Origin of the sequence: Oceanicoccus sagamiensis (genome assembly GCF_002117105.1) — a bacterium.
GTDB lineage: Bacteria > Pseudomonadota > Gammaproteobacteria > Pseudomonadales > Dasaniaceae > Oceanicoccus > Oceanicoccus sagamiensis.
The window spans coordinates 1,965,027-1,980,203 of sequence record NZ_CP019343.1 but is presented as its reverse complement, the minus strand read 5'-3'; the positions used below and the strand labels follow the sequence as shown (position 1 = coordinate 1,980,203).

The following is a 15,177-nucleotide window of genomic DNA, read 5'->3' as shown; positions in this document are numbered from 1 at the left end:
CCAATACCCTAAAAGGACTCACTATGGCTCATTCATATCCAAAACAGATTATTTTCAAACTGTTGTTTTGCTGGGTATTACTGCTGGCTATCGCCCCACAAAGTTACGCTGATGGCGGTACTGCAAACGCGATACCGCCAACAGCACAGCAGCGACAAGCCATGCTGGATAAAACTGACCCGGAAGCCCTGCGACTACTAAAGTTTTGGTATGAAGAATGGGACCAGGATAAAGTGAACGGTGGCAAAGGAAAATATAATGATAAGTGGTTTCCCCATGGCCCCAAAGGCGCAGAGGGCAGCAAAGCAGTGGATGCAGAAATCCGCAAAGAATTTCTCGACACCTTTAACAAAGTACTGGCCAAAGAAATTCACTGGGATATAAACCATAACCCCTATGAAAATCTGGCCTATGTTTTATTGTTTGATCAATTGACGCGCAATATGTTTAGAGGCACGGAAAAAGCCTATGAGAATGATCAGCTAGCGCTGGATGCCGTTAAAATAAATTTGGCCAATCATTTTAGTGATTATTATTTTACCGGCTATCAAAAATTATTTCTGGTTTACCCTTTGATGCACCATGAAAATATTACTTCACAATCCCAATCATTAGCCTATTTAAAAGCGATTAACGAACACCCTGAGCATCGCTATGAATTTTTGAATGCCCTACAAAAAGGTGTAGAGCACTATCAGGTGATTTTAATGTTTAACCGTTTTCCCCATCGCAATGTGCGACAGGACCGCAAAGACACGGTATTGGAAGCGGCCTATCTTGCCAAGAAAGGCACTGCCGGTTTTGTCGATGGCTCTAAGTGGTAATGAGCCATGGGGCGATTATTCGCCCCAACCCAATACATCTTTCATAATAGACCAGCGCTTTTCCTGACTTTTATCTTTTTCACCCAGTATCCAATAGCGGTAGGTTTTATCGACCGTACCGTCCACCTTTTTTAACTTGATCCAATTATCAACAAAGCGTAGCAATTCTGTATTATCCCAGGCCACGGCATAACCTGAAGGGGCTTTTGAGTTGCGGTTAAAGATCGCCACCCCATACTCCGGATAAAATAATGTCCAGGCGGAACCCGCCTCGGCACTAATCAACAGGGCATCATAGCTGCCGGGTTTTTGTTTAAAGAAACGCTTGTAATTCGATATCGCCTCGAAGGTCACATTGGGCAGCAGGGCCTTGGCTTTGGCCACAAGGGCTTCGTCCTCAACATAGGCCACAGTAATATTGTCAGCGGCTTTAATTTCTTCGGGAGAGTCAAAATCCTTGACCCGATGATCAGCCACCACCAGCGATCGGGTTAGCTCCAGTACAGGGCGGGTATAGTTAATAGCCTGCATCATATCGACACTGACAATCAAACCGGACATGGCAATATCAAAAAAGCCATGATTAAGCCCCTCGGCAAAACGGCCGCGTTTAAAGGGGATAAACTCTACCTCTACACCTAAGTCTTTGGCCAGAGCAGTTGCCAACTCCACATCATAACCCACCAATTCCGCTCGATTATTATAATAGGAGAAAGGCACATTACTGGGCCGATAACCTACCCGTAATACACCGCGTTCTTTAATTGCTTTGATACCGGCAATAGGCTGACTGGGTGTTTCACCCAATACGGGAAACTGGCGGGAGACTTTTTTAGTCTCACCCTCAGCAACGCGCATATTAGCGATTTGTTCGCTGGTGGATTTATCCTGGTCAATTAATAAACTCATACCCAAGCGACCTGAAATAATCACTACGGCTAATACACCGACAATGCCCACACCCACTTTAATAAAATTTTGTGGATTAAAGCGGCTAAGCCCTTGAAACATGGCAATCGACAATAAGGTCAGGGCAAATAAATTCATCACCGCCACCATCGAACTAACCTTACCCGTTAGAAAGCCGGACATAACAAAAAAGTTAAATAAATCGGCGGGTAAATGCACCAGGTCCAACATAAAGGGAATGGCGACATAGACACTGCCAAACAGCGATAAAAACCCACTGACCGCCAGCGAAGGTATCGCAGCAGGGTCTATCGGTTTGCCAGCAAACCAGCCCGCAAAGGAAACAAACAGTATCACCGTTAGCTTGCCCACATTGGGAAATGAATAAGCGATAGGGACCAGTATATCGATCATACTGGACCCCTCACCCGACAGGCTGGCCCGTTTTGCCAGCACGGTTTTACATTCCTCAACAATCACCGGCAACACAATAAAAACATTGCCGGTGGCAAAGGCGGTGACCAAAGCCGTACGACTAATACGCACAACATCGCCATAGGGAACTGGGGTAAATACCGCAATCACCCAGGGAAACACCCAGAAGGTTAACACCATACAGAGGATAAACATGCTGATCAGATAGATTTGCAAACTGGCAAACTCTTCTACTCCCATAGTACCCGCCGCACTGGCTGACATAGCAAAAATACCGTAGGGCAAAATCAGTAATAAGCCCTGAGTCACCCTGGCCAGACCACTGGACAGAATATCCATAAAGGAGATGATATCGTCTTTATTATCCATGCCCATTAGGGCCAGCCCCATAGCAATGCAAAACAGCACCATGGCCGGTACCGAACCATCGGCCATAGATTCAAAGGGGTTGGCTGGAATATACAGTTTGTAATAATCAACGGGCACCGGCTCGGCAATCGAGCTGGTACTAAAAAAACTGGCAGATTCCAGCACCGGAAATAAGGCGGGCATAATAAAAATCACCACCATACCCAGAGCCCATAGGGCCAACATAATCACACCGGCCTTTTTAAATAATAGCGTGGCATTTTGCGAGTTAAGCTTGCCAATACCACCAACCAGCGACACCACAATATAGGGGTATACAGTCATTTGCATCAGCAAGATAACGGCCTTGCCAATAACCCCCATCCACTCAACCGACTCGCCAAAAAACAAACCCACGATAATGCCAAGACCCAGCGCCAGTAGCATTTGGCTGGAACTGCTAAGGCTTAATAATTTATTTTTTATGCTTTGAGGTTCGGGTTGAGCCGTGTCGCTCATAGAAACACCTGTTTTGTTATTTGGACTACGGTAAGTATACGTCGGCTTGGTGGTTTTTCCATAGCCTGCCCAAGCGTAAAAGTGATTTGATTTCAGCCAACATTAGCGTATCGTCATAACCTTAGACAATAATAAAGGTGTTGCCGACATGGTGAAAACGCTTAGCACACTAACGCAATTTGGCCTGTTTTTATTGGTGGCACCCACACTAGCAGCCAAAGAAACACCGGCCATCATTGATTACGGTCATATCAGTGCTATTGAAGTCACTACCGAGCAATCAGCCATCGCGAGAAATACTGTATTGGGCGGCCTGGCAGGCATTGCTATCGGTGACAACACCGCCTGGGCCTTTCATGGTGCCGCTGCAGCTTTTGCGATCACATCCATTGCCGAAGGAGACCGCCGCGTCTTTCTTTATACGGTGACCTTTAAGGGCAATAGCAGTAAAGAGATTGCTATACCCCAAGCCGGTCTGGCTGTGGGCCAATGTGTTGCCTGGGAGAAGAATCAGCAACATATTAATTTACGCCCGGTATCAGCGGTATACTGCCAGTCACCTGACCATGCGGCCTTGCAGTCAGACGCTATCAAAGCCAGCCAGCAGTCTATGGCACAAGCCTGTAATAAGGCGATTGAAAAAGTCCATAGCGCAAAGAGCGATAGCGAGATTGACCAAGCCTTAATTCAAATGCGTGCCCTGTGTGAATAAACCTGAAATAACGAGACGCCTATGACGCTGATCAAACATATTTTTTTCGCCCTCACCCTATGTCTGCTTGGCTGTAGTGGCACTATCACTTCGATGGACGGTGGCAATCAAAGTATTTATATCCTGTCGGACAAAATTGCTGAGCGTATTTTATTGGCGGCTATGAAGGCCGAGCTTGATCAAAGCACATTGCAAAAACTACCGCCCCCGGAGCTGGGCTATAGCGGAAAAGTTCAGTGGGGTGTGGATAAAGATACCGTTACACTCTTTGCCAGAAAGGCCATCGGTAAAGATGCTGCGGGCAAAGAAGTCAGCGGCTATGTCTTTGAAGCCAAACATAGCGGCACCGCCCCAGCGGCTGGGGTGCCAACTATAGAGCGCCTATTAGCCAGCGCGGTAAAAGATGCCAAACAGTTAGGACAGGAAGCAGCTTTTATTCGCTTTGCTGATAACGACTAATCAATATATAGCCCACAACACCAAAGCCAATCTCTAACAGTAAATACACCATTAATAGAGGATGCGGCATGCCATCGATAATAAGGCTTAGCACTCGGCCTGCGGCAAGCCCCAGCATAAAGACGGTCAAACTCCATAATGCTGGCAAGGTTAAAGCCTCTCGCTGGGCACCGATAAACCAAAATAAGGCCAGCGCTAAATATAAGCCCATTACCGCCCTGAAAATATGGGTTGAATTAACACTGCTGGCATCGATAGCAAATAGATAGTCCATACTGGTTTGCGGTGATGCACCATAGGACAGAGCAATAGGCAGCAGGCCTAATGTCGCGAGAAATAAAAAAATACGTTCCTTTTTCATTGATTTCTCCACTGGCAATAATTTTATACTACGCTTTTATAAAAGCAGTGCCTGTTATTTTATGCAAGTAGTTAGCCTATGAATATTAAAGCCTATTGGTTTACCGGGGTCGTCACTGTGTTATTAAGCACTGGCTGCTCTGACCCTGAGCCCATCACCGACCAACGCTATGCGGGTTCTGACGCGCTATTCCAGCAACTTGAGTCTAATCTGGCGAAGCATTCGGATTGGCGTAAGGTGATAGATATCGATCACTCCAGGCTGGGCTATCAAGCGGGCTCAACGATGCCCCCTGCCAGAGTGCTTATTGTTTCAAACCCCAAACTGGATACCGCCATTATTCAACAAAACCCGTTGGCCGCCATTGATATGCCCTTGCGAATTTTGGCCTATGAAGAAAAGTCCGGTGGTGAGAGCAAGCTTATCTATAACCGCTTTCAGTATATTGCTTCACGTTATGGCATCAACGACCCAGCTTATTTAGCGGCTGCTTATCAACATATGGTCGATGCTTTATTAGTGGATATCCCCAAATCCCTCATCACTGACTTTCCATCCGCAACAATGCCAAGCGATGGGATTATCACGATTAAAAGCCCCTTTGATTTTGATACCTCGCTAAAAAAAATCGCAGCAGCTATTAACTCACAGGATGATACAGTCAGTTTTGGCGAGGTTGACTTTCAACAGCAAGCCGCTGAACTGGGTATAGATCTCTTGCCCAATACCTTAGTATTATTTGGCGGGCCAGCTCCCGGCGCCAAAGCCATGAGCGCAGCCCCGACTTTAGGGCTGGACGCTTTTTGCCAGAAATTTTTGCTCTGGCAAGATAAACAGGGGCAAGTCTATCTTAGCTTTAATGATTTGGTAGCGATGGCAGAGCGTCAGGGGGTTAATACGTCTATTGCTCTACGGGTGATTAACTTTCGCTTAAACAGCGTCTTTAGTGAGGCATTAGCACAGCCATGAGCAAACAAGCGATTATTTTTGGCGCCACTGGCGCAGTTGGGCGAAAGCTATTGGATTTATGCCTTGACGACAGCCACTACCAACAGGTGATTGTCATTGCCCGCAAACCCGCGCCCTTTACATCGAATAAATTGCAGTGGATTGAAATAGGTTTTGACACACTCAACGAGTTTGAAACTCAAGCAGGATTACAACATGGCGATGCCTATTGCTGTCTTGGCACGACCCTTAAAACAGCGGGCAGCAAACAGGCTTTTCGGACTGTTGATTATGACTATATTGTCGAGGCCGCCAAATATGCTAAACGCTGTGGGGTTAGGCACTTTAGTCTGGTAAGCGCGATCGGTGCCAATCCCTCATCCATCAGCTTTTATAGTCAGGTTAAGGGCGAAGCCGAAGCCGCCCTTATGGCCGAACAGTTTTCAAGCCTGTCGATATTCCGCCCTTCATTATTAGAGGGGCAGCGTGATGAGTTTCGTTTAAAAGAAACGCTAGCCAGCTGGCTGTCATGGTTACTGACGCCTGTTTTTTTCTGGGCTTAAGACAATATCAGCCGATTAACATCGATAGACTGGCGCAGGCTATTTATCACAGAACAACCGAACGCGATGGCAATGATGGCCTGCAAATTTTTGAAAGCGATAGTTTGCAACAGGGCTAAGCGCTACTTATTTTACTAAGCCCTGTTTTTCCATTTGGCCAACAAAGGCTGTAATAATGGCATTTCTTAATTCTGTTCTATCATCGGGGTTAACGGTTTGTGAGGTAGCTTGCCAGAGCGGCTCCTCAGTGGCGGTTTCATACAGATCGGAAACCAGAATCACAAATTTATTGCTAGTCCAGACATCAGGGCTTGAGCCCACTTTTACAACCCTGCCGTAATAACCACCAAATCGACCATAGTCATAGCCGCCATAGGCGGGAACCACATCATAGTAATTTCTTCCCTGATGAAATACGGGTTCTTCTATAGTGCCGGCATAATGCGATACCAGGATGGTATCCAGATCGGATTTTTTAGCGGCATTAATCACCTGCTCTTTTTTGGTTTTATTCAGTTTACCGGGCACCAGGGTATGACTGGCAACGGCCCTGACACCTTTTTCTTTTAGCGCCTGGGTATAGGCATCTTCAAAATTAACCCGCGCCTCGCGCTCTTCGGTCACGGCAACCACTAATACGCCTTCAAGGTCTTTATCTTTAATACTCGGCTCTACCCATGTTCCGGTAATGTCAGAGGTGGTACCGCAAGCGGCTAGTAGACTGACCGCTATAACCATTATTATTTGTCGCATAGATAAAACCTTTATCATTGATTAACAGGGGTTGCCGTTAGCATCTGGTACAGATAGCTTGGCAATTTTTTATTCACTGTATCGCGCAGGCGTTGCTGTGCCATGCCCGCCTCCATACTGGATTGTTTTATCGGCCAACGCTGTTTAGCCAAGGTAGCCTCAGCTTGACGAAGCTCAAGCTCCAGCGAACCTCGAATCCACCACCAGCCCTGTTTTTGTTGTAAGGGCTCGGTATCCAACGTACTGCTTAGCTGATACACCGACGCGGGCACTAATTGGACGCCCAAACTGGCCGCGGCATTGCCCAGCTCACTTTGTATTTGCGAATCATCAGCGCTAATAGCAAACTGCAATGTCGATAGGGCATTGCGAATAAGTGCTGTAACTTCATCGCTACTGTATGGGCTGTTAATACCTTTGCCCGCAGTGACCATGAGGTTTCGATGGCTATTGTCCCGTTCAAGCTGGCTAAGGCGCGCTTCTTCCAGTGCCCGCAATGCCGCTACCGGATTGGGTGCCTGATTACTGGCGTACTCAATCAGCTCACGGGTTTTTCTATCGGCATCGCGAATACTTTCCCTAAAGCGCCGACTGGCTGCCGCCTTATCCAGCAGCGCCAGACTAAACACTTTGCCCTCTGGTGATTCCCAATAGCTAACAATATCCGTACCCTCTAATACCTGTTGCGCTTGCGTATTAACAAAGCGAGCAACGCGCAATTGGTTATCGCTTGTTGACTGCCCCTGAGAGTTGTTGACAATTGCCTGGGAAAAATCCTGCTGATTATCCTTGATTGCCACCTGAAAAATTTGCGCCAAATTGGCTCTGGCTCGACCGGCGGCGGTTTCGCGATTATCAGCTTCACCAATGGCCGTCAGGTATTTTTCCGCTGGATAATCAACCGCGGCATTATCAATCCACTGAGGCTGTTGATCGCTGGTGCTACAAGCACCCAGCAAAGCGACAATCAATAAGTAAACCGTTAGTCTGTTCATAGCTCATCCTTTCTCTAGTGCCCAACACTGTTGGCCAGCAGTAATAAGGTATTACCCTGGTTAAATTGCAATAATTCACCCGCATTAAGGCCAGCGGTTAAATCAATTTCATCCAGATCAACCTCAGGGGCAATACGAATTCTGGCCACTTGTATCGATGAAGGTAACATATTCCAGCTGCGTAAGTCCGCCTGTTCGGCAATGGTTGATGCCAGGTTAAATAAGACGGCCACTGAATCCCCCTGCTCTCTGCGCATCTTTTCTACTATTTGGTATTTGGCAACCACCCGCGCTGTCGCGGCAGCAGTTATGGCGGGGATTTCATCTTTAAAATCATTTCGGGCCAGTACTTCCAGATCCTCAATCAATCCGGTGCGCAGGTTTTGCCCGGCCACAGAGAGTATCAGCGGCCGAGCAAAATAATTACTCGCGGTATAATAAGGCACCGATAAGGTGATTTGCTGCTTTAACTCAAAACTATACACTGAGATTGTCCGCTGCCGTTTATGACTGACAATACCGTCAGAGTAAAATACGATCAGTTCTTTTTCGCCATCAGCCAGCGGCTTGGCGCTGCGGGAAAAGCGCTGGCTATAACGCTGGTACTCTTCTTTTAAGCCCTGGCGCATACTGGTTTGCAATAAACTTTTCTGCACTGCATCAGGAATCGGCTGCTTACGCTGGTCCAGTATCTCGGCACTATTGCGATAGCTAATCATGGCATTGTCCCACTCGCCGTTAAGCTCATAAATCAATCCCGCTAAAAAATGACTGGAGGCTAACTGCCCCCGCAGCTTGTCACCATCGGCAACTTCCCGCATGGTAATATCCGCCTGTAGCATTTCAACTCTGGCACCCTCCAGATCATTTTGCTGCAAGTAGTTATAAGCCAATACAGTATGAACTAATACACGCTCGCTGGGTGTACCGGCATAACTGCGCAGCGTTTCATTAATCGTTAATGCCGCTATATTTTCAGTCACACTGCTGGCTTGCAATGCGCGCATAATAGATTTGGCCGATTCTAAATCCTGGGTGCTGGCTGCAAGGTTGCCACTCAAGCGATAAAGGGTGCCGCGATTTAATAAATACTGGGCGCGGTCTCGGCCATTGGGTTTAATTTTTTCTACGGCAGCCAGAGTGGTATCTGCACCAGCCGTTTGCAGACTTTCAGCCAGAGAGTTGATTTTGTGCTGGGTGACACAGCCTGACAGCGGTATCAACAGAACCAGCACAGCCAGTTTTATAGACAAGGCGGGGGCAAGCACGTAGTTTGAATCCGTCCAGAGCCGGTACTTTTATTTAGTAACGCAACTTGCCATTTTTGACTAATTTTTTGATTTTCTTTTGCCCCAGCCATACCTTACGGTTATTGGCCATGCTGACCATCGTCAGGTCAACCTGATAGTAACGTACCTGCTGTTTGCCTTCGACATCAATAATGGTATTAATCTGGCCGGTCAGCATAAAGTCAGCACCCTGCTCCTGACCTGCGGCATTGCGTGTTTCTTCGGTCGCATTCAGGTCCTGGTCTTTGCGTTCTTCACGGATGTCATTGCGCTCATTGCTTGAGGCCACAAAATCAACCTGACCGGAATTAACTAATGAGCGGCTCATATCTGCAACAAAGGTATTCACATTAATATGTTCGTGGCTAAGGTTGCGAACAGTACCCACAATCACCGCTGGCGGACGACCTGATGAGGCGGAAAATTGTGATATCCAGGGTCTGGACAGTGAATCCTGGATCATTTCTTCCGCTACCATACGGGAGTCGCTATCATTCCAGGCACCGCTAAGGTCAACGGTTTCATCGGCATCGATGCGTTTAACGGTAGTACCACAGGCGCTAAGCAAAATGACTGCGGCAACGATCAAACCATATTGAATACTCTTGAGCATGGCGTTTTCCTCTGAAATTATTGGCTCTTATTGTTGCGTAGTGGTTTCAACAAAGCGGTCAAAATTGGCTTTGTTATTGTCATCATAATATTGTTTAAACGCGCTGCTCAGGTTGTCAGCCTTGGCAATTAATTCGTCCATGGCCTCAATACTTAACTCCGCAAAAGCATAGATATCGCCGGTTTCTTCATGCTTCCAATGACCGAGAATACGGGAGCCGCTAATCGCCAGTTTGGTGGCCGTACGAATCTCACGCTCTATATTCAACTCGGCGCTATCGCCAACACTGGCGGTATAATCATTTAAGGTGCTATCGACATAGGTTTGCAAAATACGGGCAATCTCAGCGCGGGCGCGGTTATCCGCTGCGCTTTTTTGCAGGGATGTATCGCCCATTGGCGGTGCCATGCCCACACCATGCAGTAATTGACCATCGTCGTTGTCTACCGCCTGAGTACCTTCATTAACCCAGGCCGGTGCTCCGTCGATACCAAGGTCGCTCTCAATGGTGGTATTGCTGCTACAGGCGCCTAGGCCAAGAAAAAACACACTCAGAATAAGACTGGGGACAAAACGTTTCATAACTCTACTCCCTGATAATTTACGCAGAGGCACAGTGTGCCATAAGTACTGCGCTGATTTCACCTAATTAATAGCCTTGGTGGCTTTGACAGGAGGTATGGGATTTATATCCTCACTCTAGTTTCATAAATGCTGCCTATTTTGGGTGTGGCTCTTTTATCACTTGAGGTAGGTCGAGCTTGGTGCTTTTGGGGTATGAATTTTAATAAGCGTCCGGCAGCAAGGTGTCTGTTTGCAGGGGACGGTTCTAACATCCCGCAGTCGTCCTCCCTGCATTTTGGCGCCCCTTAAAACAGTCCCCTCTCTGCCTAAGATCACGTATTCTTTCAAGTTTGTTGAAACCAGTATCCTAGGGTGGATTATAATCCACCAGGCCCAGCCATCAGTTACCCTATACCGGTGGATTATAATCCACCCTACGGTGAACGGTGAAACGTGATGCCAGGGTAGGGGTTTTCACGAGCGCCCTGCCTATAAAGGACGATGAAGCAGCCGGGGAATTCCCCAACCGTATCTGGGCGCGTAGTCTTAAACCCCGGCAGCTTTAGTCAGGATTATTAGGCTTCACTGCGCTTAATCTTAAACAACACCGCATACAGCGTCGGTACAATGATTAACGTCAGCAGCGTGGCAAAGCCCAGACCTGCCATCACAGTAATCGACATATTGACAAAAAACACATCTTTAAGCAGAGGAATAAGCCCGAGGATAGTGGTTGCGGCGGCGAGGACTACCGGCCTTAAACGGGTTACCGCCGAATCCAGAATGGCTTCATAGGGGTCTTTACCGGTTTCTATTTGCTGATCGATTTCTTCAATCAATACAATCGCATTTTTAATTAATAGGCCGACCAGAGATAAAGCCCCTAACAGCGACATAAAGTCAAAGGCACCATTGGTGGCCAACAATCCGGCCGTCACACCAATAACCGCCAGCGGTACCGTCAGCCAAATAATGGTGGGCTGCCGCACTTTACCAAACAGGAAAATACTGGTGAGTATCATTAACAAAAATCCGGTCGGCAATGCACCGGCTAAACCCGCCTGCGCCTTGGCTGAATCTTCATATTCCCCCCCCCAGGAAATACTATAACCGGGGGTAAATCCATCGCTTCAATTTTCGCTTTGAGCCGATCAAATAACGGGCCAGCTAGTTCTCCCGTCGGGTTACAGGAAGTAATAATGGTTTTTATTCTATCCCGGCCACGAACAACCGCATTCTCCCATTGGGTATCAAAGCCGGAGACCACCTGTGAAACAGGTACCGATTGATTTAATACTGGGCTCCAAACCTGAATATCCCTTAAGTTATTAATATCGCCACGCTCATCTTCAGGCGCACGCATATAAATAGGCAGCAGGCGAATACCATCGCGGTAAGTACCTACCGGCGAGCCTTCAAAGGCAAACTGCAAGGCAGCACCCAATTCTTCACGGGTAATACCCAGCTGCCGGCCAACTTGCTCATTAAATATCGGAGTCACCACTTTGACCGGCTCTCGCCAATCATCACGAATTTCTTTGGCTTCTGAATCCTCACGCATAATCGCTTTGGCTTCTTCCGATAAGCGCCTTAGCACATGGGCTTCAGGGCCGTGGAAGCGGGCTTCAATTTTACTGTCTCTACCCGGGCCGATTCGCAGGGCCTTGATAATAGGATCAGTCCAGGGCAATTCCGTGCGCATAAAATGATCGGTTTTATCCCATACTTCTTTTATTTGCTCTCGGTTTTCTGTTTGCACAATGATCTGCGCATAGGCACGGGAAGATTCTTTGGAGTCATACACCAGGGTAAAGCGCTGATGCGGCCCGCCAATAACGGAAGTCGTTTGTACCACTCCCGGCAGGCTGCGGATATATTCGCTGATTTTTAAGGTGTCTTCACGGGTGGTTCGGATATCGGTACCTTCAGGCTCCCAGACATCAACAAAAAATATGGGCGTATTGGAATCCGGGAAAAAACCGCTTTTAACATTGCCAAAACCAATCACAGCAATAACAAAAAGACCAACCACACCACCGATGGTGACCCAGCGATTATCAATAGCTTTTGCTACAAAGCCTCTAAATAATAAAAAGAATTTACCGCCGTAGGGGTCTGCCTTTTCACCGCTGTCGTCACCCACTTTGAGCAGTAATGCACACAGCAGTGGCGTTGAACTAATCGCCGTAATCCAGGATAGCGCCAATGAAATTAAGATGACATAAAATAACGAGCTGGCAAATTCGCCCGTCGAATCGGGGGATAAACCAATCGCAGAGAAGGCCAGAATACCAATCACTGTACCACCCAATAATGCCCAGATAGTTTTACCGACCGCCTCACCGGCAGCTTTAGCTGCCCCCATGCCCGCTTGCATCCTTACCAACATGCCTTCGGCAACCACAATCGCATTATCCACTAACATACCCAAAGCAATAACCAGAGCACCCAGCGAAATACGCTGTAGATCGATAGCAAATAAGTCCATAAAAAATATGGTGCCGGCCACAGTAATTAATAATACCGTGCCGATAATAATACCGACTCGCAAACCCATAAATAGCAGCAGCACGGCAATAACAATACCCACTGCCTGAGCCACGCTCATAATAAAGCCACTCACTGAGTTATCGACTTCTACCGGCTGGTTATACACCATATCGAACTTCATACCGATAGGGATAATCGTTTGTTGTTCCTGCCCAAGCTCTTGCAAACGCTCGCCAACTTGCACCACATTTTGGCCACTGAGCATAGAGATACCCATGGTCAAACCCGGTGCACCATTGACGTAATACATTTTCCCCGGCACTTCCTGATAGGCGCGGGTAATGGTGGCAATATCACGCAGGAAAATCAGTTGTCGCTGATCTGAGCTGATCAATACATCGCCCATTTCCTGCACCGACTTAAAGTCACCGCTTGGGCTAATCCGCAGATAATCATCACCGACACTGACATTACCCGCATTGACCACAACGTTTTGTGACTTCAGCACATTGACTAATGACCGGGGTGATATACCCAATTCAGCGATGCGAGTGCGTGAAATATCAACATAGACCACTTCCCGCTGCGCCCCATCGATCACCACTTTGCGCACACCGTCGACCTGTACCAATTGTTTTTTCAAGCGGTCGGCGGTATCCCATAAATCACGCCAGGTATAACCTTCGCCGGTAATAACGGCATAGATACCGTAAACATCACCAAAGTCATCAATCACCATCGGGTCATTCGCGCCCGGTGGCAGATTAGGTTTTACATCGGCAATTTTTCTGCGCAGCTCATCAAAGATATTCGGAAAATCTGCCTTGCGGTATTTATCTTTAAACTCAATAGTGATATCCGAAACACCGGGGCGGGAAACCGACATTTTTATCCATTTCACCTGCTCCATTTTCTGGATGGCATCTTCAATATGGTAGGTCACCTCTTCCTGAACTTCTTCGGCGGTTGCGCCAGGGTAGGTGGTAATGACTTTGGCAAGCTTAATTGTAAACTCTGGGTCTTCCAGTTTGCCCATACCGTCAAAGGCCAGTAACCCACCGCCAACCATAATAATGATTAACAACCAGGAAATGACTTTGCTATGAACCGAAAATTCTCCGATATTCATGTTTTTATCCTATTGAGTGCCGGTCGTTTATTTTAATAAAGCGTTATTAAGTTAGAACAACTACACCGGATCATCGGCACGGGGGACGGCCTGCTCAGACTGAATCATTCGAGTCACTTTCATATCTTCGGCAAGGTAAGAGGCGCCAACACTGATAATTTCTTCACCGCCGATCAGGCCCTGTTTGATTTCAATCTTAGAACCTGACATACGACCAATGGTGACTTTGCGGCTTTTAACGGTCATAGACGCTGGATCAAGAATCCAGATTTGTGCATTCAAATCGCTTTCGGCAACCACTGCACGGGCGGGTATCCAATGCACAATATCCACATTGATAATTTTCGAGAAGTCCATGGATACCGTTGTGGTCATACCCGGTAATACAGGAAACTCCGAAGGGGACGCCATGGAGAGCGTTACGGAAAAAGTCTGGGTTTGCGGGTCAGCCTTGGAGGACAACTCTTTAATCGCCAACGGGAATTGGGTGCCGCCATTGCCCTCGAACACGGCATAAGAGGTCACGGCATCACGCGCGGCCACCTCGCCGGTTTTTCTAATACTGCGAACCAGCGACTCCGGTAAAGATACCTTCACCTCCAATTCGTTTTCATCTTGCAAGCGCATCACTTCCTGCTTGGCCGCCACCTCTTCAAAATTTTCAATAGAGCGTACGGCTACTCGACCATCAAAAGGGGCCTTTAACTGGGTATAGGCCAGATTTTGCTCGGCCAATGCCAATGCGGCAGCGGAGGTTTTCATCGACGCCTCCATCCGGTCGAAGTCCATTCGGGAGATATTGCCATCGACAATCAACTCCTGGCCCCGCTTAAAGTTCCGCTCATCTTTTTCGGCAGTGGCCTTCTTGTCCTGTACGGTTATCGCATAGTCGGCATCATCCAGCTCGGCCAATAGCTGGCCGCGCTTAACCTGATCACCCTCTTTAACATAAATTTTCTCTACGGTGCCGGGAACACGAAAGGCCAATTCGGCTCTTTGCGACGCATCAATCACACCGGGAAAACTTCTCACCGCCGTCGAGCTATCACCCGAGACCTTAAAGATTTTAACTGGCCGTACCGGTACTTCGACGTCTTCAACAACGTCATTACCACAGCCACTAAGAACAAGGGCTGCACAAACGGAAACAATAATTCGACAGGTGGATAAGGACATTATTAGATTCCTCTCTAGATATCCCAGGATTTAATCCATCATAGCAGTGGTAGTAATACCCTACAATTAATAACCAGCCCTCAGGCAACT

At 47.6% G+C, this 15,177-nt stretch carries 14 protein-coding genes and 1 pseudogene; 6 read left to right on the top strand and 9 right to left on the bottom strand.

Annotation, left to right across the window (positions count from 1 at the left end; all coding sequences use genetic code 11):
* The first annotated feature begins 23 nt into the window (after window positions 1-23).
* Window positions 24-824 (top strand): DUF924 family protein, encoded by an 801-nt coding sequence (locus tag BST96_RS09045; protein WP_085758394.1) that lies wholly within the window; start codon window positions 24-26, stop codon window positions 822-824.
* Between the two features lie 15 nt (window positions 825-839).
* Here BST96_RS09045 and BST96_RS09040 read toward each other — a convergent pair whose 3' ends face one another.
* Window positions 840-3,035, bottom strand: coding sequence for a cation:dicarboxylate symporter family transporter (locus BST96_RS09040; RefSeq protein ID WP_085758393.1), 2,196 nt, complete (start codon window positions 3,033-3,035; stop codon window positions 840-842).
* Window positions 3,036-3,183: 148 nt separating this feature from the next.
* Between BST96_RS09040 and BST96_RS09035 the strand changes: the two genes are divergently transcribed.
* Window positions 3,184-3,747, top strand: a complete 564-nt coding sequence (locus tag BST96_RS09035; RefSeq protein WP_085758392.1) for a hypothetical protein — start codon at window positions 3,184-3,186, stop codon at window positions 3,745-3,747.
* Window positions 3,748-3,768: 21 nt separating this feature from the next.
* Window positions 3,769-4,206, top strand: a complete 438-nt coding sequence (locus tag BST96_RS09030; RefSeq protein WP_157117913.1) for a hypothetical protein — start codon at window positions 3,769-3,771, stop codon at window positions 4,204-4,206.
* On the opposite strand, the gene BST96_RS09025 is transcribed toward BST96_RS09030, so the two are convergent.
* On the bottom strand, window positions 4,181-4,567 hold the full coding sequence (locus BST96_RS09025) for a DUF4345 domain-containing protein (protein WP_085758390.1): 387 nt from the start codon (window positions 4,565-4,567) through the stop codon (window positions 4,181-4,183). The genes BST96_RS09030 and BST96_RS09025 overlap by 26 nt on opposite strands.
* A gap of 78 nt (window positions 4,568-4,645) precedes the next feature.
* Here BST96_RS09025 and BST96_RS09020 point away from each other — a divergent pair, with 78 nt between their 5' ends.
* Genes BST96_RS09020 through BST96_RS20415 form a run of 3 tightly spaced genes read left to right on the top strand, consistent with a single transcriptional unit; the run spans window position 4,646 to window position 6,197 of the window.
* Entirely contained in the window at window positions 4,646-5,536 is an 891-nt protein-coding gene (locus tag BST96_RS09020) for a DUF302 domain-containing protein (protein WP_085758389.1), read from the top strand.
* Window positions 5,533-6,078 (top strand): NAD(P)H-binding protein, encoded by a 546-nt coding sequence (locus BST96_RS09015; RefSeq protein WP_085758388.1) that lies wholly within the window; start codon window positions 5,533-5,535, stop codon window positions 6,076-6,078. Before BST96_RS09020 ends, BST96_RS09015 begins: the two co-directional genes overlap by 4 nt.
* Window positions 6,045-6,197 carry a hypothetical protein gene (locus BST96_RS20415; RefSeq protein WP_157117912.1) on the top strand — a complete coding sequence of 51 codons (153 nt, stop codon included), beginning with the start codon at window positions 6,045-6,047 and terminating at the stop codon, window positions 6,195-6,197. Before BST96_RS09015 ends, BST96_RS20415 begins: the two co-directional genes overlap by 34 nt.
* Before the next feature lie 7 nt (window positions 6,198-6,204).
* On the opposite strand, the gene BST96_RS09010 is transcribed toward BST96_RS20415, so the two are convergent.
* The 7 genes and pseudogenes from BST96_RS09010 to BST96_RS08980 all read right to left on the bottom strand — a co-directional run bounded on the left by BST96_RS09010 (window position 6,205) and on the right by BST96_RS08980 (window position 15,087).
* A complete protein-coding gene (locus BST96_RS09010) occupies window positions 6,205-6,831 on the bottom strand; it encodes a DUF4136 domain-containing protein (protein WP_157117911.1) in 627 nt (208 codons plus the stop codon).
* 14 nt (window positions 6,832-6,845) lie between these two features.
* Entirely contained in the window at window positions 6,846-7,826 is a 981-nt protein-coding gene (locus BST96_RS09005) for an LPP20 family lipoprotein (RefSeq protein ID WP_085758386.1), read from the bottom strand.
* A 14-nt stretch (window positions 7,827-7,840) separates the two neighbouring features.
* The gene (locus BST96_RS09000; protein ID WP_085758385.1) at window positions 7,841-9,094 is read right to left on the bottom strand and encodes a COG3014 family protein; all 1,254 of its coding nucleotides are present in this window, start codon (window positions 9,092-9,094) and stop codon (window positions 7,841-7,843) included.
* 34 nt (window positions 9,095-9,128) lie between these two features.
* Entirely contained in the window at window positions 9,129-9,728 is a 600-nt protein-coding gene (locus tag BST96_RS08995) for a penicillin-binding protein activator LpoB (RefSeq protein WP_085758384.1), read from the bottom strand.
* 27 nt (window positions 9,729-9,755) lie between these two features.
* A complete protein-coding gene (locus BST96_RS08990) occupies window positions 9,756-10,310 on the bottom strand; it encodes an LPP20 family lipoprotein (protein WP_085758383.1) in 555 nt (184 codons plus the stop codon).
* 557 nt (window positions 10,311-10,867) lie between these two features.
* Window positions 10,868-13,851: pseudogene (locus BST96_RS08985) on the bottom strand (efflux RND transporter permease subunit).
* 120 nt (window positions 13,852-13,971) lie between these two features.
* Window positions 13,972-15,087, bottom strand: a complete 1,116-nt coding sequence (locus BST96_RS08980) for an efflux RND transporter periplasmic adaptor subunit (RefSeq protein WP_085758382.1) — start codon at window positions 15,085-15,087, stop codon at window positions 13,972-13,974.
* Between the last annotated feature and the right edge of the window lie 90 nt (window positions 15,088-15,177).